We start from the raw sequence: 24034 nt of genomic DNA, 5'->3' as shown, positions 1-24034 counted from the left end.
AATGGGTTTCTTTCAATCTATTTATTTTTTAATACAATCCAGTTCTTAGAACGATACCTGATATTGTAATACCACCATCCCTCTTCTTGTTGTTTCTTTAGGGGACTCACCTGCCTTCTGAGAGAAGTACGGTCTGTTTTGATAATCCAATGAAAACTTAGAGTGATGCCCTTTGATCAACCAGTTGATACCAATATCAAATGTTGACATGATCTTATAATCGTAATACTGAAAGGTCGATAACTGAGTCATCACATAAGGCATCAGTGTTCCGTGTTCGCCCAACAGATCATCTTTCAGTTTATATCCGATCTGTGCAGACAGTGTGTTACCTGTACCGTTCATTGCATATGCGCTGCCGCCTCCACTATTATACAATCTAGGTGTTGCAGAACCGGCTGCAGCACTTTGTCCGCTATACCCCTGACCAGCATCTGCCGGGTTCATCACGCCTAAATTACGTACATAATTTTTTCCGTAATCGCTGTATAAATATGCCGCATAAAAACTTATAGCTGTTCCTTTTTCTTTGTTGAGCGGGGCATCGTAAAACACATCAATACCTGCTGTCAGCAATTGGTGTGTGACTGTATCAATGCCGCTTGCATGAGATGCATTTGCCTGTGTATACCACATAGCATCTTTCTGATATTGAATACCGCCACCCACATTCAATATTTTTTTTGTTCCGTAATAGGTACCTGTATTATACGGAACCTTATTCGTTTCCTGATCAAAAAACTGATACATTAAATAGGTATTCAATTGCGGATTGGGACCTCTTGTAGAAAAGGTCGCTACATCGTTCTGCATATATCCGTTAATGCCTGCATTCGCTGCATCCTTTGTAAGTATACCAATGCCTGCTTGTCCGCCGGTAATATTCGAAGGACTGTTTGTAGTACTGTTTACGATAAATGGTTTTGAAACACTTACACGATAATCCAGTTTACCGATCTTACCTTTTGCATAGACCATAAACCTACGCACAAATTGATCGTTCAGATCATTTGTTGTTTGCTGATAGATCACACCATCCATTCCCATCAATGAACCAACGCCAGGTGCAGAATAGCGCAGTGGCCCAACCCATGAACCAAGGCCAGCACCGATTGTTAAATGTTTTTTTATGAATTCATAATCTCCGGTTGCATCCATCAAAAACAATCCGAATTTTCTTGCAGATAAATAATTGTAACTGTTCTCCCCAATCTGAACATAGAAATACGAACGGTCTGTTAGCTGCGCCATTGTCTGGAAACGCACACGTCTTAAACCGATATCAAATGTATTCTTTGCATTATTGGCTTGACCGTTAACTGTAGAATTTGGATTGCTTTGATTGTAGCGTACCCACACCTGGATCAGGCCTGTGAACTGCACATAGTGACTGCCATCTTCATTCAGTGCTAATTTCAGCGGTTTTATAACCTGAGGTTTGATCGCTTTTTTAGTAGGTGGTGTCAGTGTATCCTGCTGCGCATATGCAGTCCCTATAGAAAGAAGCAAAAAGATAACGATACTGATTTTTTTCATTACATAAATATTCTTAATTCACAAGAAACAGCATACATGCTTAACAGGATTTTATTTAAGCATGTATACTGTTTTATAAAATTTCTATAAGTTACTAAGAAGTTGATTGAAATAATATTGCTGTAAATGAATTTCCGTATTTTCTTATACTGAAGCAGGGATTAAAATTCAATTCGTATCGTATGAATATTTCCATCGCAGGTATATTTTATGTCAAACTTATACAGATCGCATATTTTTTTAACGATCGATAAGCCCAAACCTACGGACAATTCTGAAGTGGAACTCTTCAAAAAACGTTCAAACATGCGCTCTGCTGCAACCGGCAATGGTCGTCCGGTATTTGAGATCTCCAATACATTTTTTGAAATGGTATCAATGACAATCTTACCGTTTTCTTCCAGATTATGTTTAATTGCATTTGAAATAATATTGAACAGAAGTGTCTCAACCAAAATCTGATTTGCAGGAATAATGATGGTCTTTGTAATATTCATCTCAACCTGAATATTACGTTCTGCGATCAATTCTTCGAAGCTCACCATCAACGTTTCCAGAAGCTGTCCGATATTTATACGGGATAGTTCATAGTACTGATTGTTTTCAATTTTTGAAAGCAGGATCAAGCCTTTGTTTAATTGTGTAAGGCGGTTAATACTGTGAAAGGCCGACCCGATCAAAACCATATCTTCATCCTGTAGATTCTTGGATTGAATAAGTAATTCCAGTTTGTTTCGAATAATTGCTAAAGGCGTTTGTAGTTCGTGTGACGAATTTTCATTGAACTCTTTCTGACTATTAAAATCCCGATAAATCCGTGTGGTCATTTTTTCTACAATCTCACTCAATTCATCAAATTCATCCACATTCGATTTTTTATAGGAAATGATTTTAACATTCACCAGATCGTAATTTTTAAGACGTTCAATCAATTCGTAAAATGGTTCCCAGATTTTATTTGATATATATCCGTTAATCAATAATACTCCTACGATCAAGCCCATAAACAAGGCTACTTCAATAGGTAGAATCGAGCTGATCAGGGATTCGGCTTCCGTTAATGATTGTCTGATTGTTATTTCATAAAAATGATCGCCACGCCTGTAAACACTTTTTAATTCTCTGTAATCAATGCGTATTTTCTTTTCGTAACTATAAATACTTGTATTATAAACTTTGTCGTATAGTTTACTATCCGAACTTACTTCAATGATATCTATGAAATCACTGTTGTGTATTTCTTTAAAATCCTTTTCGTATTTTAAATTTTCTACTACTTGATTTTTCTCCTGATGAAGTGCTTCATCAATGGCATTAAAAAGAATATTACGTATTAAAAAATAGAACAGAATCGTTCCTATTGTAAATATGAAAAGCGTATAAACTAAATAATAAATGGAGCTTTTAGCTGTTAGTTTCATTACTCAGTTTGAAATTTATAACCAATACCATAAACGGTAGTTAAATAATCCTTACAGCCTGCATCTACAAGTTTTCGGCGCATGTTTTTAATATGCGTGTATATAAAATCAAATGAATTGCTTTGATCCATGTGATCGCCCCATATATGCTCTGCAATAGAATCTTTAGGTAACACACGTCCTTTGTTTGATACAAAAAATAATAACAGATCAAATTCTTTTCCTGTCAATGTTACACGTGTATCGTTTACAAATACTTCATGATTCTCGGGAATCAATCGGATTTCATTGAAAATAATATCCGTATTGCCATCAAATTGTCTTCTTCTTACAATTGATTTCAAACGTGCATTCAATTCTGATAAGTGAAATGGTTTAGTAAGGTAATCATCTGATCCAAGATCCAATCCTTTGATGCGATCGTCAAGTGTATCTTTGGCAGAAATGATTATAATACCACCTTTAATATTTTTTGTTTTGATCTCTTTAACCAGATCCAGACCATTTCCGCCTGGCATCATTAAATCAATAATAAAGCAATCGTACGCATAGGTATTCATCTTTTCCTGCCCTTCGGGGAAATCCCGTGCAACCTCACACACATAGCCTTCATGAGACAAATAGGTAATAATGGATTGCCTTAACTCCTTTTCATCCTCAATTAATAATATTTTCATAATTATATTCGTTGACTAGTGTAGCATTGCTACTAAATTTAGTTTTTTTAATTAACTTCAACAAATTAAATCAACAATCTAAAGCAAAGTTGAAGCACCATGATCTGTGTTATTGCCTGCACAAATAGGCCCAATTCGAACTCACTAAAAATATCCGAATACTATATTAAGCTTCTTGAAAAGGAAGGTGTTCCATGTACATTGATTGACTTAAATAAATTACCGGAAAGCTATTTATTCTCGGCTCTTTATCACAATCAGGGAAAAGACGCAATCTTTAATGCCATTAAAAAAACCATAGCGGAAGCTGAAAAGTTTGTGTTTGTAGTGCCTGAATACAACGGGTCATTCCCGGGAGTATTAAAAGCTTTTATAGATGGTTTGGATTATCCTGCCAGTTTTAAAAATAAAAAAGCAGCACTGCTTGGTATATCTTCCGGTGTTATGGGCGGCAGTCTGGCATTAAGCCACCTTACAGATATTTTAAATTATTTAGGAATGCATGTGCTGGCTTCGAAACCACGTATTACAAAGATCGAGCAGAATTTTGTTGGTGGTGAAATAAAAGATGCATTTGTAAAAGAATTGATCTCTGCTCAAGCTAAAGAACTTCTAAGATTTTAATAGAATGAAAAAAACAGGTGCTTTATTTATTATATGCCTTTTGATAGTAGCCTTATCAAAACAGGTGTTTGCTCAGCAAACAAATGAGTATTATTTGGGCGTATTTTCAAATACAACGGGGACTATAAAGTTTACCATGGGTGTATATCCGAGCTCTATTAATCAAAGTAAAAAAAATGATGGCACACTGTATAGCGTTATGAGTGTGGCTTTGGTGAATAATGAAAAAGCTGAGCCAATTGAATGGAACGATTTTAAAATATACATCTTGCTTAAAGATGGGACATTGGTATATAATTTTTTAACAACTGCAACAACCGGAGAATATGCGTGTAAGTATCAGGTTGCTCCGGGTACTACCCACATGCAGTATTACTGCTACGATAAAATATTTTCAGCAACGGATATAGAAAAAGTATGGCTTCATTTTGGTGACAGCCAATTTCAACCTTTGTTCTTATATAAAGATGAGATCCCTGCAGAGAAGAAGGCTCCCGCAACAACTCCTTCAAAAAAATCAGGAAAATTATAGAGCCTTGGTTTAAAAGAATTAAACCAAGGCTCTATAATTTTAGCACAACGTTTTTTTAATCTACGTTGTCGTGTAAAAACTTATTGTTCCCTAAGATCTCATTCTCATCATTCAAATTAAATCTTGAGATATTTCTATCCGATGAATGCGGATAATCTTTCAGGTTTACATTCTTACGTTCAAATGCAGGTCTGTCAAGCATATCCTTGAATTGTTCGTGAGGAATATTCGGATTGCTGTTTAAACTCTTCAAACGTTTTATTCTTTCTTCTGATTGCTGAACAAGTTTTTTCCGTTGTTCTTCAGCCATCAGAGTCTCTGCAGTAGGTGTAACGGGAGTTTCAGGAGCTACCTGTTGAATCTCAAATACAAACTCCGTTTCATCCTTTGGATTATTATCAACTTCTTCCTGAACCTTATTTGTAACAGGCGTAGGGAAGTCAAACGTGTATGTGTTTGTTGGTTCTGTTGTTTCTAAAGAAAGAGTCGATGAAACATCTTTGATTGTTGTATCAAATTTATTTCTGTTCGCCATTTCCTGATTCAATTCTACATTTGAATCGTGTGCCTTTTTATCGTCGATGGCATCAAATATGGTGATCTGTTTTGCACTATCCAGATCATAGAATTTTTTTACGTCTTTTTCAACTTTCGTTTCAGAAGACATTTTATTCGGTTCAAAACCTGTAGCAATCACCGTAACACGGATACTATCGCCCAACTCCGGATCAACACCTTGTCCCCAGATAGTATCCTGCTCAAGACCTGCACGTGCTTCGATGTAATCTGCAATTTCAGATAACTCATCCATACGTAATTCCGCATCCGGACCATACATAATAGATAACAATATTTTTTTAGCACCTGTAATATCTGTATTGTTCAATAACGGTGAAGATAATGCTTCTTCAACGGCACGTGTACCTCTACCCTCTCCGCTTGCAATACCGGAGCCCATTACAGCAGCACCCGAATCTTTCATTACCGTTTTAACATCTTCAAAATCTACGTTCACATCACTTGTAACCGTAATGATCTCAGCAATACTTTTTGCAGCAGTTGTTAAAATATTATCTGCCTTTGCAAATGCTTCGCGAATAGAAAGGTTACCATAGATGTCACGTAAACGATCGTTCAGAATAACAAGTACCGTATCGCAATACATACGCAGCTCAGCAATACCTTGCTCTGCCTGCATGATTTTCTTTTTACCTTCAAAACCAAATGGTGCAGTAACAATACCTACTGTAACGATATCCAATTCCTTTGCAAGTTTTGCAATGATCGGAGCCGCACCGGTACCTGTACCACCGCCCATTCCGGCAGTAATGAAAACCATCTTTGTATTATTGCTCAGCATTTCTCTGATTTCTTCTCTGCTTTCAAGGGCAGCATTCTTACCTCTTTCAGGGTTAGCACCTGCACCTAAACCATCGGTCAAGCCAATACCTATTTGTAATTTATTAGGTATCGGACTGCCACCCAATGCTTGAACATCCGTGTTACACACGATGAACTCAACATCTTTGATGCCTTGGCTATACATATGATTTACGGCGTTACTTCCGCCGCCTCCTACACCAATAACCTTGATGATGGATTTGTGATGACTTGGCAAATCAAACTTATACATAGGACACGAAGTTTAGTAAAAATGAATTTATTAATAGTCTTGTTTATCGTCAATATCATCCATCAACAAACCTTTCAGTCTATCGCTGGCTTTTTTCAAATTGAATCCAAACAAGGATTTAGTATCGTCTTTATAATTTTTTTCTTGAACTTTTTGGTTCTTACTTTCAACAGGTGCTGCCGTCGAAGTTTTTTCAACTACATCTGAATATTTATTTGCACGTTCGTCGATCGACCAGAAGCCTGCAAGTACCAACCCTACAGCAGTTGCATACATCGGACTTTTAACCAATTCTGTTTTGCTCTTACCCAGGTGCTCGTTCGGATACCCGATACGTGTATGCTGACCCGTCATTAACTCGAACAATTGTTTTAAGTTTTGCAACTGAGCACCACCACCAGTGATAACAATACCACCGGCTAAACGATCTTCGTAACCTGAACAAATAATTTCTGTATGAACCAACTCCAAAATTTCTTCCATTCTGCACTGAATGATCGAAGCTAAATTTTTAGCTGAAATCTCTTTTGCCGGTCTATCTCTTAACCCTTTTACAGTAATGATATCGTTTGCACGTGCTTCGCTAGCTAAAGCTGAACCGAATTTAATTTTCAATTCATCTGCTTGCTTGTGCATGATGTTGCAACCTGTTTTAATATCCGATGTGATGATATCACCACCAAACGGAATCACTGCAGTATGACGGATGATGTTATCGTAGAAGATCGCGATGTCTGTTGTACCGCCACCAATATCTACCAAACATACACCTGCTTCTTTTTCTTCTTCGCTCAATACCGACATGCTTGATGCTATCGGTTCAAGGATTAAGTTATCAATTGAAAGCTCACCTTTCTGAACACAACGATTGATATTTTTGATCGCATTGGTATTTGCTGTGATCACATGGAAGTCTGCTTCCAGACGAACACCTGTCATACCAACCGGATCTTTTATATTTTCTTCGTAATCCACTGTATACACTTGTGGCATTACATGAATAATTTCATTACCAAACGGCATAACCGTTCTGTACATATCTGCAGTTAAACGATTGATGTCATCTACAGAAATTTCTTCTTCACCATTTGGTCTGTTAAAACCATGATGGTGTAAAGAGCTTTTAATATGCTGCCCTGCAATACCAACATTTACGATACCAATATCAATACCAGATTGATCGGCAGCTTCTTTGATTGCCTTTTCAATGGCAGTCACAGTAAGGTTGATGTTCGTAACCATGCCACGAATCACACCTTCTGATACAGCTTTACCGATACCAAGTATCTCAAGTTTACCGTACTCATTCTTTCTACCAACAATGGCACAAATCTTTGTAGTTCCAATATCTAAACCAACAACAATTTTGTCGTTTGAATTAGCGTTAGATTCATTGTTTTCCTTGTACATGGGCGTAAAAATTATTCACAGACTATTTGATTATTAAAGGACACGTTCACTGTTTTGTATGCATCCCATCCTTTTGATGGAAGTATATCTCTAAAGAACATATCAATTTTTTTAAACTTGTTTTCAATATCTTCCGGCTTCCCGAATTGAATTTCATAATCACCGATCTGAGGCTGCATAAGGATGTTCCCATTTGCCTGCAACGTAAGTTGAGCGATCATTTTTTTCCAATACTCGCTTTTATCAATAAACTGGATCACTTCAAAATATTTACTGCCGACAGAGTCCGTCAATAAATAATTTTCTTTTATCAGCTTAGGAGAAAACGGTCCATCAATAATTAAAACTCGAGAGGTAAATTTATCAGAAGTCGACAGTGCTGTTGCATTGCTTCCGATATAAGCATGCGGTCCATTTTGATTAACGATTCTAGCAATTGGCTTGCTCTGTATAATTTCAACCATTAAGGTTCCTTTGTGATCTGTGCTTATTTGTGCATCTTCCACAAATTTAATGCTTTCGAGTCGTAATTCTAGATTTTTCAATTCAATATCACGATATTTTTTACCCACAATTTGATCTGCATCATTCATGGTTAATGTTCGAAGAATATCCGTTTCATCTACAAAGTAATTATCGGCTTCGTAATTGATCCGAACCACTGTAGACTTCACGGTTCTCTCGGCATGCTGGTTCTCTACAAAACCGATCAAAAAGAACATAAAAACTCCCATCAGACCAAACGTAAGTTTGTTCCAGAATGAAGCTCCGATCTTCCACTTCGACTTTGTTTTAGTTTCCTCTGCCATATCTTTTTTCACAAAGCAATTTTATCGGTTGAATAAAACGGTCTATATCTCCCGCCCCTGCTGTAACTACAACATCAAAATTCAACTTTTCTAATTCCTGCAGTACATTTTCTTTTCGTACCACTTGTTTATTTTTCGAAGGTATTAAATCCAATAATACCTCTGATGTAATTCCTTCAATCGGCAATTCGCGAGCTGGATAAATATCCATCAACAACAACTCATCCGTCAATGCAAGGCTTTGAGCAAACTCATTCATAAAATCACGTGTACGTGTATACAAATGCGGCTGAAAAATTGTTGCGATCTTTTTCCCCGGAAATACCATGCGCACGGCCTTCAGCAATGCTTCCAATTCTGTAGGATGATGTGCATAATCATCTACATACACAAGCTGATTGTTTTTATAGATGTATTCAAATCTTCTTTTTACTCCACCAAACGTGCGTAAACTCTGCTTTATAGAATCTACGGAAACTCCTGCATAATAACAAGCCAGGAATGCAGCAGTTGCATTCATTACATTGTGCATGCCCGGCATTTCAATACGAATATTATTCCAACGAAGAAAATCGTGATCAATACTGAATGTAACTCCACCATCTTCTACTACCACATTCTGAATTCTGTAATCTGCTTCAACAGACTCTCCGAACGTTACTGCCTTTGATGCCTGAGATGGAATCTGAACATCCACATCCACTCTGCGGATCACAATACCTTCCGGCTTCAGCTTTTTCAGATACTCATTAAACGAATCATAAAAAGACTGAACGTCTGAATAAATATCCAGATGATCCGGATCCATATTATTAATCACAGCAATATCCGGACTCAATTGTAAGAACGAACGATCGTATTCATCGGCTTCCGCAACAACCCAACCGGCACCATCTTCGTGATTTCCAATCAATAGATTCGTACCGTAATTTTGTGTAATACCACCTAGAAAGGCACTGCATGGTTGACCCGACTCAAACATGATATGCGCAGCCATTGACGAGGTAGTTGTTTTACCATGCGTACCTGCAATACCAATTGTTTTTAACTCTTTTGTTAAAAAACCTAATACCTGCGAACGTTTGTATAGTTGATATTGATTGTCTCTGAAGAAATTCAATTCAACATGTTCTGCCGGAATTGCAGGCGTATAAATGATAAGTGAAGAATCTTTCTTTTTGAATGCTTCCGGAATTTCCTGAACGTTATCTGCATAGTGCACCCACATTCCTTCTGCCTCTAATGCATGCGTCAGATCAGAAGGTGTTTTATCATATCCTCCAACCGCATAGCCATTCTGCTTGAACCATCTGGCCAAAGCACTCATACCGATACCACCGATACCAATTAAATAGACGCTATGTATACTTGTTAAATTCACTTCTTTACTTCATTCATTATTTCAATAACCTTATCTGCAATCTTTTCAGTTGCATTCGGTCTTGCAAAGACTTTAATATTTTTAGTCAATACTTCCTGTGCAGCGGTATCTTTCAATAACTCCAATGCTTTTTGAACCAGCTGCTCCGGCGCATTCATATCTTTAACCATCCAGGCTGCATCTTTTTCAGAAAGTGCTTTCGCATTTTTTGTCTGATGGTCCTCTGCCACATTCGGCGAAGGGACCAGAATACAAGGCTTGCCAACAATGGATAATTCTGAAATCGATAAAGCTCCTGCTCTGGAAACAATTACGTCTGCCATTGCATAGGCTTTATTCATATCGGCAATAAAATCGGTTACTTTAATCGTATCCGAATTATATTGTTTTAAATTTTCGTAATAAAATTTTCCTGTCTGCCACAATACTTGAACACCTGCCTGCTTCAATTCTTCTAAATGGCGTTCAATGGAAATGTTAATTGTACGTGCACCCAAACTTCCGCCCATAACAAATACGGTTGGTATACCAGGTTTCAAACCAAAGAACTCGTGTGCTCCTGTTCCGAATTGTTTGTAATCAACAATATCTTTGCGCACAGGATTTCCGGTATAAATAATTTTATCTCCCGGAAAGAAACGTTCCATACGTTCGTAGGCAACACAGATTGCACGAACTTTTTTAGACAATGCTTTATTCGCTATACCTGCATACGAATTCTGCTCCTGTATCAAGGTTGGTACACCTGCAGAGTTTGCCGCCTGCAACAATGGCCAGCTTGCATATCCGCCTACACCGATTGCAATATCCGGCTTGAATGTTTTAACAATTTTTCTCGCTTTGAAATAACTTGCGATAACTTTTAATGGGAACGCTAAATTATCCAAAGACAACTTACGCTGAATACCACTGATCCATAAGCCTTCAATCTTATAACCTGCTGCAGGAACTTTCTGCATTTCCATACGTCCTTTAGCTCCTACAAATAATATCTCTGCATCGGCATGTCGTGCTTTGATCTCATTTGCAATTGCTACCGCCGGATAGATGTGTCCGCCTGTACCGCCGCCGCTGATAATTACTCTATATGGATTACGCTGTTGCATACTTTGGCTCTGATGAATTCGATTCTGAAATATCTCCTCTGCTTACACTCAATATAATTCCCAATGAAAGTCCGGTGAACAATAACGATGTACCTCCCATACTTACTAAGGGTAGTGGCTGTCCTGTAATCGGACCCAAACCTACTGCTACACCCATATTGATCATTGCCTGACCAACAAGACTAAATGCCAAACCTGCAGATAACAAACCACCATATGCGCGTTCGCTATTCACAACGGTTTTCATTCCTCTATAGAGTAAAGCAAGGTATAAGAACAAGACAAATACGCCTCCTATAAATCCGTACTCTTCGATAATAATTGCATAAATAAAATCAGAAGAAGATTGCGGAAGAAAATATTTCAGATCACTATTCCCTGGGCCTTTACCGAAAAACCCTCCATTCCATATCGCTATAAATGCTTGCTCCGCCTGATCCGGTAATTCACCTGAATCATTAAAGAAATCTTTTATCCTGTTAATAGCTGTTTCCAAACGCTGACCAATCTTCAATGCAATTGTTCCAAATATTGCACCAACTAAAACCAACATGAATAAATATTTGATTGGCACTCTACCTATAAACATCAATAATAGACAAGTAGAAAATAATATCAATGCCGTAGATAAATTCGAAAGCGCGATCAAGCCACAGATCAATCCGCACCACAATACAATCGGAATAAACGATTCTTTAAAGTCTTCAATGTTCGCTTGTCTTTTAGCAAGCATACTCGCCAGATTGGCAATCAATGCAAGCTTAGCTAAATCCGAAGGCTGAAACGATTGATTGATAATAGGAATTACAAGCCATCTGCTTGCACCGTTCAATTCGCCACCCATAAGGAATGTAAAGACCAGAATAGGTACTGAAATAATTAATGCGAAACGACTTAAACGGGAATAGTATTTATAATCTACTTTATGTGCCAACCATACCAATACCAAACTGCCGATAATTAAACCTCCATGCTTAATTAAATAATACACGGTATCGCCTCCCTTTTTCTGAAATGCAAGCGCACTTGAAGCACTGTATACTACTGCAACACTGATCAATGAAAGCACTATAATAATAGTCCATATGAAAGGATCCCCTTTCAAATTATCTTTCAACCAGTATGTAAAGCGATTCAACATATCTATACAATTAACCTGCTAATTCAATTACTAAGTTTCTAAACTGATTCCCTCTATCTTCATAATTCTTGAACAAGTCGAAACTTGCACAAGCAGGCGACAACAATACGGTGTCTCCTTGTTTTGCAGAATCATGTGCAATACGAATCGCCTCCAGCATAGAGCCTGCTTCTTTTATTTCTTTAACCATGGAAGAAAAACCTGCCAATACTTTTGAATTATCTTTTCCTAAGGCAACCACTGTATGTACTTTTTCTTTTACTAAGGATTCGATCTGCGTATAATCGTTTCCTTTATCTACTCCACCAACAATCAACACAACCGGTGTTTTCATACTATCCAATGCATACCAGACAGAATCTACATTGGTAGCTTTTGAATCATTCACGTATTTTACTCCATATATAGAACCTACAAATTCCAAACGATGCGGAGCATTTCTGAAACTTTTTACTGCTTCAATACTTTCTGCTACGTCTGCACCTATTGCAATTACCGCATTTAAAGCAGCCATAATATTGATGTAATTATGTTTTCCGTTCAACGGAAAATCAGCAACAGCAGCAGTAACCGTATTATTCGTTAAATCTTTGATCTGAATCGTTGTTTCATCTGAATAAGCACCTGTAGTGTACAACTGCTTTAATGAAACAGGTAGATGCTTTGCAGTGATTGATGTATGCTTCAATTTATTTGCAACAACTTCATCTTCTGCGTATGTGATATAATAATCAGCAGGAGTTAAATTCTGAAAGATCCTGAATTTAGAATCCACATAGTTTTCAAAATTATACTCGTAACGATCTAAATGATCCGGAGTGATGTTCAGCAATACAGCAACATTTGCTTTAAACGTATACATATCATCCAGCTGAAAACTGCTCAATTCCAAAACATATATATCCTTCTGCTCCTGTATAATTTGTCTTGCTAAGCTTTTACCGATGTTACCGCCTAATCCAACAGAATAGCCTAACTTCGACAGGATGTGATAGGTCAATAAGGTAGTCGTCGTTTTACCATTGCTACCTGTGATGGCGATAAACTCAGCTTCTTCATGAATATGTCTGTATGCAAATTCAATCTCTGAAATAACCTCAATGCCTTTGGCACGGATCGTTTTCATGATGGGTGCCTTTTCAGGAATACCCGGACTTTTAACAATGATGTCCGCAGATAAAATAATATCTTCGGAATGTTTGCCTTGTTCGTAAGCAATGGAAGCATCTTCCAGTTCTTTAACAAAGGCACCAGGAATCACATTTGAATCCGATACAAAAGTAGTATAGCCGCTTGCCTTTGATAGCAAAGCCGCACCAACACCACTTTCTCCTGAACCCAATATGACTACTTTTTGACTCATGAATTATCTTAATTTTAATGTTGCCAGCGAAAGAATCGCCAATAGAATTCCAACGATCCAGAAACGTGTAACGATCTTCGCTTCATGATATCCGGATTTTTGGTAATGGTGATGTAATGGAGACATTTTAAATATCCTTCTGCCCTCACCATATTTTTTCTTTGTGTATTTGAAATACGACACCTGGATGATCACCGATAAATTTTCAATTAAGAAAATACCGCATATTGCAGGTAACAATAATTCTTTTCGAACAGCAAGTGCCATAACTGCGATTACCCCACCCAATGCAAGACTTCCCGTATCGCCCATGAATACCTGAGCCGGATAAGAATTGTACCAAAGGAAACCAATACATGCTCCCATTAACGCTGCTCCAAAGATCACAAGTTCACCGCTGTTCGGGATGTACATAATGTTTAAGTAGCTGGCAAAAATTGCATTCCCGGATACATATGCAAAAATACTTAAGGTCAATGCAATGATCGCGGATGTTCCTGCAGCCAAGCCATCAATACCATCTGTAATGTTGGCACCGTTTGAAACGGAGGTAATAACAACAATCACAAGTAATACATATAAAATCGGTGTGCAGTTGTCTGTGATCAAACATGAAATAGAACCGTAATCCAATTCATTGTTTTTCATGAATGGAATTGTTGTTAGACTTGATTCAACATCTTTGTATACAGCAGAACTTTGAATAGTTGATTTGCTTCCGTCTGCTAACGTATATTCACGAATAACAACGCTGGAGTTGTACAATAAGGTTAAGCCAACAATTAAACCCAATGTAACCTGACCAACAATTTTAAATTTACCTTGTAAGCCTTCTTTATTCTTTTTAAATACTTTTATGTAATCATCCATGAAGCCAATAAAACCAAGCCATATGGTTGATATCAATAACAACACAATGTATACGTTCTCTAACTTAGCAAACAATAATGTGGGAACAACGATACACAAAATGATCATAAGTCCTCCCATTGTTGGAGTACCTTTTTTCTCCATTTGACCTTCTAATCCAAGATCTCTAATGGTTTCACCTATTTGTTTATTTTGTATGAAGCTGATGATTTTTTTTCCGAAAACTAACGCAATCAATAACGAAACAAATGCAGCCATTCCGGCACGGAATGAAATGTATTGAAATACACCAGCCCCCAGCAGGTTGTATTTATGGTTCCAATAATCAAATAAGTAGTATAGCATTAGTTCGACTGGTATTGAAGTTGAAAATGATATTGCTCGTTGTGACTGATAATATAATTTAACATGTTGATGACGTTATTTAACAACTCCACACATTCATCGCATTCGGTACTTAACGGGTGCTTCATCTGAATTAATTTCAACCAGTACCTTGTTTGTACTGACATTTCAGAAGCAGTAGAAATAGCCTCCGTAAAATCCATCTGTGTAGTAGAAGCCCACGCAGTTTCAGAATGTTTACGTATAGACAGCCCGTATTTCAATAGTCTTGCAGACAACTCCATTTCATTATTCTTTAACAGAATAGAATAGAGATCCATAATCCTATTGGACAGTTCAAAAGTTCGGTTACTTAATAGTTCGTAAGTCATTGACTAGTCTATAGATTTAAAAGCGTTTGCACGTATATTTGTATTTCTTCTTGCCTGTTCGATTTGATCCACTAACTCTGTAAAGTCTTTGTAATCTTCTTCCAGGACCGGTATTATTTTATATATTTTAATAAATCGAATCAAATTCAATAAGCCTTTTGATTGCTTTGAAGCAGATAACATATTCAATCTGTATTCGTGATTTGTTTTAGAAATTTCTGCATGATGCAATGCATTTACAATTTCTTTATACAGCAAATCAATTCGCTCTGAAAGATCTTCACGATTCACATCGTTTAACAAAACGACAAACCGTTCAACTGAATACCTTACAGTTGTTTGGTTAAAATGTTTTATTTCTAAAAAAGAACTCATCATACTATTACTTGCCTAATGTGTCTAACACTTCTTTAACTATTAAACGGTCGTCGAACGGATATTTCACGCCCTTAATTTCCTGATAGGTTTCATGACCTTTCCCTGCGATCAATAAGATATCTCCGGGTGCAGCCAACGTACAGGCTATTTTTATTGCTTCTTTTCGATCCAATACTGTCAATACTTTTTTCTTATCAACCACACGAACTCCTTTGTCCATTTCAGAAAGGATTGCCTGAGGATCTTCGTCACGTGGATTATCGGAAGTCAAAATTATATGATCACTGAATTGGCAGGCAATATCAGCCATCACAGGTCTCTTCGCTGCATCGCGATTACCTCCACAACCAATAACTGTAATGATCTTATGCGATTCTTTTAATTCCGTAATTGTTTCCAATACATTTTTCAATGCATCAGGCGTATGCGCATAATCAACAATCACAGAAATATTTGTAGAAGACTGATACTGTTCAAAACGTCCGTGCGCTGCTTCAATCGAAGACAGCTGCATCAGTACTTCTTCTTTATCTTCTCCCAACAATACTGCTGCACCATATACAGCCAGTAAATTATATGCATTAAAATTCCCTATCAATCTAAACCACGCCTGAAAGCCATCTACATCCATTTCCAAACCATGCATCGTAGTAGAAATCAGTTTGCCTTTGAAATCTGCCATTGCAAGCAACGAATAGGTATATGTTTTTGCACGCGTATTTTGTATCATCACCCGACCTCTCTTATCGTCTGCGTTAATAAGCGCAAAAGAATCATTTGGTAAACCATCAAAAAACATTTTTTTAGCTTTGATGTATTCATCAAATGTTTTATGATAATCCAGGTGATCGTGTGTAATATTACTGAATAATGCTCCTGCAAAATTTAATCCAGCAATACGTCTTTGCACAGCAGCATGCGAACTCACTTCCATGAAACAATGCGTGCAGCCCGCAGCCACCATATCTGCAAGAAGCTTGTTTAATGAAATTGCATCTGGTGTTGTATGTGTAGACTCAATAACATTATCTTCAATTCTGTTTTCTACCGTAGATATAAGACCTGTTTTATAACCCAGTTTTCTAAACAAACGATACAACAAAGTCACTGTAGTTGTTTTACCATTTGTACCGGTAATACCAACCAGTTTTAATTTAGAAGAAGGACTGTTATAAAAATTTGAGGCAATAATTCCTAACGCTTCAGATGTATCTTTAACCTGAATGATTGTACAATCTGTTTCTCCATCTATAACCGGAAGCTCTTCACAAACAACTGTTGTAGCTCCTTTTTTAATAACATCATTGATATAAGAATGTCCATCGCTGCTTACACCTCTTACTGCAATAAACATAGAGCCTTTTTCCACTTTGCGTGAATCAAAGCATATAGCAGTAACATCTATATCTGTTCTTCCAGATACAGAAATTAAAGAGACCTTATATATTAAATCTTTTATCTGCATATTAGTTTAAAACAATAGTGATATAATTCCCCTTATTATATCTGGTACCTTTAGTGATGGATTGCGAAACAACCCTTCCCGTTCCCTGATACTGTACATGCAATCCTACATTTTCCAGAATGTATAACGCATCTTTCAATCGTAGACCTGTTACATCCGGTACAATGCCTGTAACTATTTTCCGATCGTACCAGATCACTGTTTTATTTTCTAAATGCGAAGTAACCCAATCATCGTTTGCATTGGCACCTTTATGATGTGGTATCTTCAGCGCATCACATAAATATTTCAAATCATCAAACAAACCACCCTTAATGGTTGGATAAATGCCTGTGTTAACCAGTTCCTGAGGAACGATTGGTGTATGCAATTCCAGATCCTGCGCAAATATTTTATCTGCTACTTCTTTAAATACAGGCGCAGCAACATCTGAACCATATAAATTAAATCCTTTCGGATTATCAATCACTACAATGCAGCTGTACTTCGGACGATCAGCAGGAAAGTAGCCAACAAAAGAAGTATAATATGTTTGCGTATATCTTTGCTTTACCAACCGTTGAGCCGTGCCTGTTTTACCTCCAATTTTATAATTGACATTTTTAATGTTCGTTGCCGTGCCGCTTTCAACAACACCTTCCAGCATTATTTTTACTTTACGCAATGTTTCATCCGAGCAAATTTTATCAACCACCACTTCTGTGTCATACTTATCAAGTACATGATCTGCTACACGGGTTTCTTTTACAATCATTGGCCGAACCATTTTACCGTTGTTTGCAATGGCATTGTAAAAAGATAGTGTATGAATAGGCGACATGCTTAATTCATAACCAATCGACATCCATGGAAGCGTGGTACCACTCCATGTTTTAGAAGCAGTTGTTTTAAAATAAGGTTTTGCAACACCGTCCATCTGAAATACAACAGGCTCTGTTAAGCCCATCTTTTGAATGTATTCAAGAAATTTATCCGGCTTCGCCCCAAAATATTCGTTTACCTTTTTTGAAATTGCAATGTTTGATGATTTTTCGAATGCTTGCTGCAAGGTGATCTTTCCATAGCCACCCGGCTTGGAATCACGCATGATCCGATCATAAAATTCATATTCTCCATTACCTGTATCAATCGTATCTGCCAGATTAATATCCGTATCTTCAAACAACGCAATTACCGATGCAAGTTTAAAGGTAGAGCCAGGTTCTGTTAACCCTTGATTACCGATTGCATAGTTATAATTTTCAGCATAACGTCCTTCTGCCACTTTTCCTAAATTCGCTATGGCTTTAATTTCACCCGTTGCAACTTCCATCAATACCACACAACCATAATCTGCATCGTGTGCTGCCAAGTGGTTCCGAAGTGATGCTTCAGCTACATCCTGAATATTTATATCAATTGTTGTAACAATGTCAATACCATCCACCGGAGTAATTTCATTTTCATCGTGAACAGGTTTCCAGTTTCCTCCGGATATTTTTTTGAATAATGCTTTTCCGTTTTTACCTGCTAATTCTTTATTGAAACTATATTCCAAACCTGCACCATGATTTTCTTCATTTACGAATCCAACAGTCCGTTGCGCCAAAAATGAGAAAGGCATAAATCGTTTATCAACCTTTTCAAACACAACACCACCTTTAGATCTTCCTTCAGAAAAAATAGGCCATTCCGTCATTTCTTTTTTATCCTGATAATTGATCAGTTTGTGATTCAGAACAATATATCTTTTGTTGCCCCTTCTGGCATCATTGATCTTTCTTTTATACTCACTTGCAGACTTGTCCTTAAAATACGCAGAAAGATTTTTCGACAACTGATCTATTCCCTTTCTATATACATCATTCTCTACAATCACAGGATCAATGCAAAGTCTGTAGAAAGGTAAAGAGGTAGCCAGCAAACTTCCGTCAGCAGAAAAAATATTACCGCGTGTTGGTTTTACATCTTTAAAGTCAAGAATATTTTCTTCATGCAGCTTCGCCCATCTTTCGCTTTTAATAAATTGAATATTGATGATCTTATATCCAATTGCGAAAGAAAATAACAGTGTAACCAAAAAGGCAACACGAATTCGAAGGACGATGGATTTTTTAATATTCACGCTGCTTCTCTGTTATTTTTATTGGTGGCTCGGTACTTTCTTTTAAACCTAAATTTTCAACTTGCTTTGCTACTTCTGATTGTTTGCTTTTAAACATCAGATCTGCTTTAAGCGTGGTATAATCTGCTCTCAAATCATTCACTTCTGAATTCATCTTAGCTATTTTACGAACAAGCTTATCTGCATAATGTGCATTGGCTATATACATCATCATTACAAATGCAAAAAACAATACCTTGGGAACATATTGAACAGGTAACCCTTCGTTAAATATTTGTCCGATCGGTATGTATTTATCTACCATAGAAAATACTCCTTTGCCCGACGGTTTAACGTCTTGCTCGATAGGTTCTTCAACCTGTGGCTCCGGAGTAGATCTTACTGTATTTTTTGCCATCTGCTTATTCGCGTTCTGCTATTCTTAAGCGTGCACTGCGTGCACGGTTGTTGCGTTCTTTCTCTTCGTCGTCCGGATCGATTGCTTTGCCTATTGCTTTAAAAGGTTTGTTTGTATTTCCATACAAATCCTTTTCAGCATCACCATGAAATTTTCCATGCTGTACAAAGTTTTTTACCAAACGATCTTCAAGCGAGTGATAACTGATAATTGAAAGGCGTCCGCCGGATTTCAATACTTGCTGACTTTGTTCCAATAAATCTTTTAATGCTTCAAGTTCTTCGTTCACTTCAATTCGAAGTGCCTGGAAAACCTGTGCATAGTATTTACTTTCTTTGCCTTTGGGTGCGTACTCGGATAAGACTGCAATTAATTCGGATGTACGATTGATGGGTTTGTTAATTCGATTTTTAACCAATGCCTGTGCAAGTGTTTTTGCATTACGCACTTCACCATACATACCTAAGATGCTATGTAATCCGTGTTCAGAATATTTGTTTATAATATCCGCCGCTGTTTTATCAATGGCACGATCCATACGCATATCCAATGGAGCATCGTAGCGAATAGAAAATCCTCTTTCAGGTGTATCGATCTGATGTGATGAAATACCCAGATCACCTAATAGACCATCCACTTTATCTACACCATTCAGTCGTAAATATTTTTTTATATATCGAAAGTTTGCAGGGATAAGAGTGAAGTTGGGACCGATCAGATCCTTTGCGTTATCAACCGCATCGGCATCCTGGTCAAAAGCGTATAGTTTACCGCCTTTTAAATGTTTCAGAATCTCGCGGCTGTGGCCACCTCCACCGAATGTTACATCGACGTAGATTCCTTCCGGGTTAATAGCTAAGCCTTCAATACTTTCTTTTAATAAAACCGGAACGTGATACATATGTCTTTATTCTTTTTTTGTTGGTGCTAAATATTTTTCTGCTAATTGAGCCAATTCCGAAGAGTCCTGAATTAGATATTTCTGATATAAGTCGGGCGACCAGATCTCAACACGGTTCCCCATCCCCACAACTGTAACGTCCTTATCCAGCTGTGCATGCCCTAGAAGCATCTTAGGAATAAGCAAGCGTCCATTATTATCCAGTTCAACCTCATTGATGCCTCTAAAGAAATTCCGTTGAAAGACTCTGTATTCTTCGCTGAATTCATTCAAACCGGAGACCTTAGAGTATATTTTTTTGAATTCCGTTTGAGAATACAATACGATACAGGCCTCAAAGCCTCTAGTAAGCACAACATTACCGGCGTCTAATTCGGGCAAATTGGACTTAATACGAGCAGGCAGGACCATACGGCCCTTCGCATCTACTGTACAGTCATATTCCCCTGAAAAGAACCCCATATATATTTATACTGATTTACAATTGGTTAATTCAAATTTAAAAAAGAAAAAGCAAAATCCAACCACAAAGACCCACTTTAACCCACATTTATATCAATTTAAACCATTTTGTGGAAAAATAACACCTTTTCCAACATTTATTCAGATGTTACACACGCCTTTATTCACGTTGCGAATTCAATTCATCGAATTATGTAGAAGCACGTTTTGATTGCATACCACAAGATGATATAAAACATATATATGAAGAACCTCTTTAAAGTCCCGAGCATAAAGGCTTGAGACGTGCCCGATAAAAAGATTATTGAATTAACGGATTGAAATATTACTATATCCACATCGTAAAAATAAATGTCAATAAGTTGCAACTATTCTTATAAAACCCATGAATAAAGGGATACATAAATAATATTAAAAATATATTTGAAAAAACAGCTCAGTATAAAATTGTACTTTAGCACGCTATCTCCCTATTAACGTAGCCTACAGAAAATGTGAATTACAATAAAGTTATCAACAACTGGATAAATTATTGCTGAAGCGCTTGCGGGCTAAGGGTTTTCCTATAATTTCGTAAAACAATTTTAACTTTTACAAACAAAAACTACACACTATGAACAAGGCAGAATTAATCGATGCTATTGCAGTTGAATCAAAATTAACTAAAGCAGATTCTAAAAGAGCTTTAGACGCATTCCTTAATGCTACTGGTAAAGCGCTTAAAAAAGGTGAATCAGTTGTATTGATTGGTTTCGGTACATTTAAAACTGCTACACGTGCAGCTCGTAACGGTAGAAACCCACAAACTGGTAAAGTGATTAAAATCAAAGCTAAAAAAGTAGTTAAATTCAAAGCTGGTTCTGATCTTACTAAAAAAGTTAAGTAATTAACCATCCCACTTTTTTACATAAAAAAACCCAGTCGAACCGATTGGGTTTTTTTATTGCCTTTTAGTTTCCATAACATTTAGATCTTATCTTATTTCTCTCTTTCTTCAAATCCCTGATCTAGTTTCAAAAGATAGAAAAACATCTTAAAATGTCATTTTTCAATATTTTTGCTGTCATCTGCATTTAAATTAACATACAAATACCTCACTAACTGATAATTAAAATAAACTTATCGTATGTAATAAATTTGGTTCTTTAGTTTCAGAACTAATTAAATATTTCATAACTTTACAACATTAAAGAAACAAACTTAACACTTTTAGAGATGACGAAGGAAATTATAACTGAAAAACAACGCGTACTTATAGAACAACTAGGTGTGTTTTATGAACACGAAGGATTTCATCCTGCGGGTGCACGCATACTCGCTCTCTTATTGATTGCTGACAGAAACGAATTGACATTCGATGAAATTAAAGATGCACTCAACATCAGTAAAAGTGCAACAAGCACAGCAATTAACTTATTAATTAATACAAAACGCATCGAATATTTTACCAATCCGGGCGAACGGAAACGCTATTTCAGAGCAACAATTACAAACTGGAAAAATCACATGAAAGAAAAAATGGAAGGAGTTATTACCATGCATTCTCTTATGAAAGAGATTATTGAGCAACGACCTGATTCTACTCCTCAATTCAATGAGAGCTTAAAAGAGATCCATAGTTTTATGAGCTTCTTTCATAAAGAAATTCCATCATTAATTGAGCGATGGAAGGCAACAAAAAAATAATATTCAAACACAACAATATTATTTACACTCAACCGACTTCAATCAATACATTAAATAAACATCTATCACAATGAGACTTTACATCCTGGGTCTGATGCTCGTGATCACCGCCACTCAAGCGATGGCACAGCAAAAACTTACACTTAAGCAGTGTATCGACTATAGTTTAACAAATCATTTAAGTAATCAGGTTTACCAAAACAATGTTGAAATTGCGAACCAACAAGGACGTGAAGCCTTAGCGGGTTACTTACCTCAAGTAGCGCTTGTCACAAATTTTGACAACAACCTTAAGCTGGCAACATCCATTATTCCAGGTGGCGGCCCTTTCGGACCGGATGCAAGAAAATTCCAGATGGGACAACGTTATGCAACAACTTCTGTATTACAATTGGATCAAACCATCTTTGATCAATCCATGATCTATGGGATCAAAGCAAATACGCCCAATAAAGAAATTGCCGCATTGAACGCCCAACAAAATCAGGAAACACTGATCTACAATACAACTGCAGCCTATATTGAAGCGGCGATCTATGGTGAAAAAATTCGTATTCTATCTATCAATGAAAATAAATACAAAGAACTTTTAAGTATAAAAAAGTTACAATATGAAAAAGGTACAGCTACACAAGTAGATTACAACCGGATTCTTGTAACCTATAAAAATATTGTTGCAGAAAAAACACTTGCAGAAACCAATAGAGACCTTGCGCTGAATAAGCTTAAAGATGCTATGGGTATGACTTTGGACGAGAAGCTTACAATCAATGATTCTCTGGATTACGAACGATTGATTCCAACATCAAAGGCCAGTGATTTCGATGAAACACAATTGTTCACATATAAAATTAATTCTCAAAAAATACACTTGCAGGAAATTGATGTGAAACGTAAAAGAGCTGCTTACTACCCAACATTAACGGGCTATGCAAGATATGGAGCACAATCCTACAGTCAGGCATCCAACAATCTTTTTCATACATGGTTTGATTACTCTGCTATAGGTTTAAAATTAAGTATTCCTGTATTCAGCGGTTTTAGAAAAGAAAGTCAATTGAAACAAAGTGAATTGAATCTTATGAATCTTCAAAAGAATTTCATCATAACAAACAATACATTAAAACTGCAGGCATTGAATGCGAATACACAATTACAAAAATCATACAACGATGTTGCCAACAACAAAGAAAATTTAAATCTGGCTCAGGAAGTTTTTGACATAACAAATCTTCAATACCAAAAAGGAATGGGAACATTGACGGATCTTCTGAACGCAGAGTATTCATTGAAAGAGGCACAAAACAATTACATCACTTCCATGTTGAATTTACTGTCTTCAACATTAAACAACGAAAAAGCGAACGGCACATTAATTCCATTTGCACAAAAACTGTAATACTTTATTAATCATATATACCT

At 36.9% G+C, this 24034-nt stretch carries 23 protein-coding genes; 5 read left to right on the top strand and 18 right to left on the bottom strand.

Annotated elements, in window-relative coordinates; genetic code table 11:
- Nucleotides 1-45: 45 nt before the first annotated feature.
- The 3 genes from A3EE_RS0117360 to A3EE_RS0117350 form a co-directional block, all read right to left on the bottom strand.
- Nucleotides 46-1536, bottom strand: a complete 1491-nt coding sequence (locus A3EE_RS0117360; RefSeq protein WP_018344713.1) for a hypothetical protein — start codon at nucleotides 1534-1536, stop codon at nucleotides 46-48.
- A 161-nt stretch (nucleotides 1537-1697) separates the two neighbouring features.
- On the bottom strand, nucleotides 1698-2957 hold the full coding sequence (locus tag A3EE_RS0117355; protein ID WP_018344712.1) for a sensor histidine kinase: 1260 nt from the start codon (nucleotides 2955-2957) through the stop codon (nucleotides 1698-1700).
- Nucleotides 2957-3634, bottom strand: a complete 678-nt coding sequence (locus A3EE_RS0117350; protein WP_018344711.1) for a response regulator transcription factor — start codon at nucleotides 3632-3634, stop codon at nucleotides 2957-2959. The genes A3EE_RS0117355 and A3EE_RS0117350 overlap by 1 nt, the downstream gene beginning before the upstream one ends.
- A gap of 99 nt (nucleotides 3635-3733) precedes the next feature.
- Here A3EE_RS0117350 and A3EE_RS0117345 point away from each other — a divergent pair, with 99 nt between their 5' ends.
- On the top strand, nucleotides 3734-4258 hold the full coding sequence (locus tag A3EE_RS0117345; RefSeq protein ID WP_018344710.1) for an NADPH-dependent FMN reductase: 525 nt from the start codon (nucleotides 3734-3736) through the stop codon (nucleotides 4256-4258).
- A 4-nt stretch (nucleotides 4259-4262) separates the two neighbouring features.
- On the top strand, nucleotides 4263-4790 hold the full coding sequence (locus tag A3EE_RS0117340; RefSeq protein WP_018344709.1) for a hypothetical protein: 528 nt from the start codon (nucleotides 4263-4265) through the stop codon (nucleotides 4788-4790).
- A gap of 55 nt (nucleotides 4791-4845) precedes the next feature.
- On the opposite strand, the gene ftsZ is transcribed toward A3EE_RS0117340, so the two are convergent.
- Genes ftsZ through mraZ form a run of 15 tightly spaced genes read right to left on the bottom strand, consistent with a single transcriptional unit; the run spans nucleotide 4846 to nucleotide 20926 of the window.
- The gene (gene ftsZ / locus A3EE_RS0117335) at nucleotides 4846-6423 is read right to left on the bottom strand and encodes a cell division protein FtsZ (RefSeq protein ID WP_018344708.1); all 1578 of its coding nucleotides are present in this window, start codon (nucleotides 6421-6423) and stop codon (nucleotides 4846-4848) included.
- A 30-nt stretch (nucleotides 6424-6453) separates the two neighbouring features.
- A complete protein-coding gene (ftsA, locus tag A3EE_RS0117330) occupies nucleotides 6454-7833 on the bottom strand; it encodes a cell division protein FtsA (protein ID WP_018344707.1) in 1380 nt (459 codons plus the stop codon).
- An 11-nt stretch (nucleotides 7834-7844) separates the two neighbouring features.
- Nucleotides 7845-8642 carry a cell division protein FtsQ/DivIB gene (locus tag A3EE_RS0117325; RefSeq protein ID WP_018344706.1) on the bottom strand — a complete coding sequence of 266 codons (798 nt, stop codon included), beginning with the start codon at nucleotides 8640-8642 and terminating at the stop codon, nucleotides 7845-7847.
- Nucleotides 8626-10023, bottom strand: a complete 1398-nt coding sequence (gene murC / locus A3EE_RS0117320; protein WP_018344705.1) for a UDP-N-acetylmuramate--L-alanine ligase — start codon at nucleotides 10021-10023, stop codon at nucleotides 8626-8628. The genes A3EE_RS0117325 and murC overlap by 17 nt, the downstream gene beginning before the upstream one ends.
- On the bottom strand, nucleotides 10020-11129 hold the full coding sequence (gene murG / locus A3EE_RS0117315) for an undecaprenyldiphospho-muramoylpentapeptide beta-N-acetylglucosaminyltransferase (RefSeq protein ID WP_018344704.1): 1110 nt from the start codon (nucleotides 11127-11129) through the stop codon (nucleotides 10020-10022). The genes murC and murG overlap by 4 nt, the downstream gene beginning before the upstream one ends.
- Nucleotides 11116-12270, bottom strand: coding sequence for an FtsW/RodA/SpoVE family cell cycle protein (locus A3EE_RS0117310; RefSeq protein ID WP_018344703.1), 1155 nt, complete (start codon nucleotides 12268-12270; stop codon nucleotides 11116-11118). The genes murG and A3EE_RS0117310 overlap by 14 nt, the downstream gene beginning before the upstream one ends.
- A gap of 10 nt (nucleotides 12271-12280) precedes the next feature.
- Nucleotides 12281-13633: a UDP-N-acetylmuramoyl-L-alanine--D-glutamate ligase gene (gene murD, locus A3EE_RS0117305; RefSeq protein WP_018344702.1), complete on the bottom strand. Its 1353-nt coding sequence runs from the start codon at nucleotides 13631-13633 to the stop codon at nucleotides 12281-12283.
- 3 nt (nucleotides 13634-13636) lie between these two features.
- Entirely contained in the window at nucleotides 13637-14848 is a 1212-nt protein-coding gene (mraY, locus tag A3EE_RS0117300) for a phospho-N-acetylmuramoyl-pentapeptide-transferase (protein ID WP_018344701.1), read from the bottom strand.
- Nucleotides 14848-15219 (bottom strand): four helix bundle protein, encoded by a 372-nt coding sequence (locus A3EE_RS0117295; protein ID WP_018344700.1) that lies wholly within the window; start codon nucleotides 15217-15219, stop codon nucleotides 14848-14850. Before A3EE_RS0117295 ends, mraY begins: the two co-directional genes overlap by 1 nt.
- A 3-nt stretch (nucleotides 15220-15222) precedes the next feature.
- Nucleotides 15223-15597, bottom strand: coding sequence for a hypothetical protein (locus A3EE_RS0117290; protein ID WP_018344699.1), 375 nt, complete (start codon nucleotides 15595-15597; stop codon nucleotides 15223-15225).
- A gap of 4 nt (nucleotides 15598-15601) precedes the next feature.
- Nucleotides 15602-17062, bottom strand: a complete 1461-nt coding sequence (locus A3EE_RS0117285) for a UDP-N-acetylmuramoyl-L-alanyl-D-glutamate--2,6-diaminopimelate ligase (protein ID WP_018344698.1) — start codon at nucleotides 17060-17062, stop codon at nucleotides 15602-15604.
- A 1-nt stretch (nucleotide 17063) separates the two neighbouring features.
- Nucleotides 17064-19166, bottom strand: a complete 2103-nt coding sequence (locus A3EE_RS0117280) for a penicillin-binding protein (protein ID WP_026209848.1) — start codon at nucleotides 19164-19166, stop codon at nucleotides 17064-17066.
- Nucleotides 19156-19563, bottom strand: a complete 408-nt coding sequence (locus tag A3EE_RS0117275; RefSeq protein ID WP_018344696.1) for an FtsL-like putative cell division protein — start codon at nucleotides 19561-19563, stop codon at nucleotides 19156-19158. The genes A3EE_RS0117280 and A3EE_RS0117275 overlap by 11 nt, the downstream gene beginning before the upstream one ends.
- A 4-nt stretch (nucleotides 19564-19567) precedes the next feature.
- Nucleotides 19568-20464 (bottom strand): 16S rRNA (cytosine(1402)-N(4))-methyltransferase RsmH, encoded by an 897-nt coding sequence (rsmH, locus tag A3EE_RS0117270; RefSeq protein ID WP_018344695.1) that lies wholly within the window; start codon nucleotides 20462-20464, stop codon nucleotides 19568-19570.
- A 6-nt stretch (nucleotides 20465-20470) separates the two neighbouring features.
- A complete protein-coding gene (gene mraZ, locus A3EE_RS0117265) occupies nucleotides 20471-20926 on the bottom strand; it encodes a division/cell wall cluster transcriptional repressor MraZ (protein WP_018344694.1) in 456 nt (151 codons plus the stop codon).
- A gap of 613 nt (nucleotides 20927-21539) precedes the next feature.
- Here mraZ and A3EE_RS0117260 point away from each other — a divergent pair.
- The 3 genes from A3EE_RS0117260 to A3EE_RS0117250 all read left to right on the top strand — a co-directional run bounded on the left by A3EE_RS0117260 (nucleotide 21540) and on the right by A3EE_RS0117250 (nucleotide 24011).
- The gene (locus A3EE_RS0117260) at nucleotides 21540-21812 is read left to right on the top strand and encodes an HU family DNA-binding protein (RefSeq protein ID WP_018344693.1); all 273 of its coding nucleotides are present in this window, start codon (nucleotides 21540-21542) and stop codon (nucleotides 21810-21812) included.
- A gap of 329 nt (nucleotides 21813-22141) precedes the next feature.
- Nucleotides 22142-22612, top strand: coding sequence for a GbsR/MarR family transcriptional regulator (locus A3EE_RS0117255; protein ID WP_018344692.1), 471 nt, complete (start codon nucleotides 22142-22144; stop codon nucleotides 22610-22612).
- Between the two features lie 70 nt (nucleotides 22613-22682).
- The gene (locus tag A3EE_RS0117250; RefSeq protein ID WP_018344691.1) at nucleotides 22683-24011 is read left to right on the top strand and encodes a TolC family protein; all 1329 of its coding nucleotides are present in this window, start codon (nucleotides 22683-22685) and stop codon (nucleotides 24009-24011) included.
- Nucleotides 24012-24034 lie beyond the last annotated feature (23 nt).

This window comes from Cytophaga aurantiaca DSM 3654, from assembly GCF_000379725.1.
GTDB lineage: Bacteria > Bacteroidota > Bacteroidia > Cytophagales > Cytophagaceae > Cytophaga > Cytophaga aurantiaca.
The sequence above is the reverse complement of the archived record's forward strand: the minus strand, read 5'-3'. Positions and strand labels throughout refer to the sequence as shown.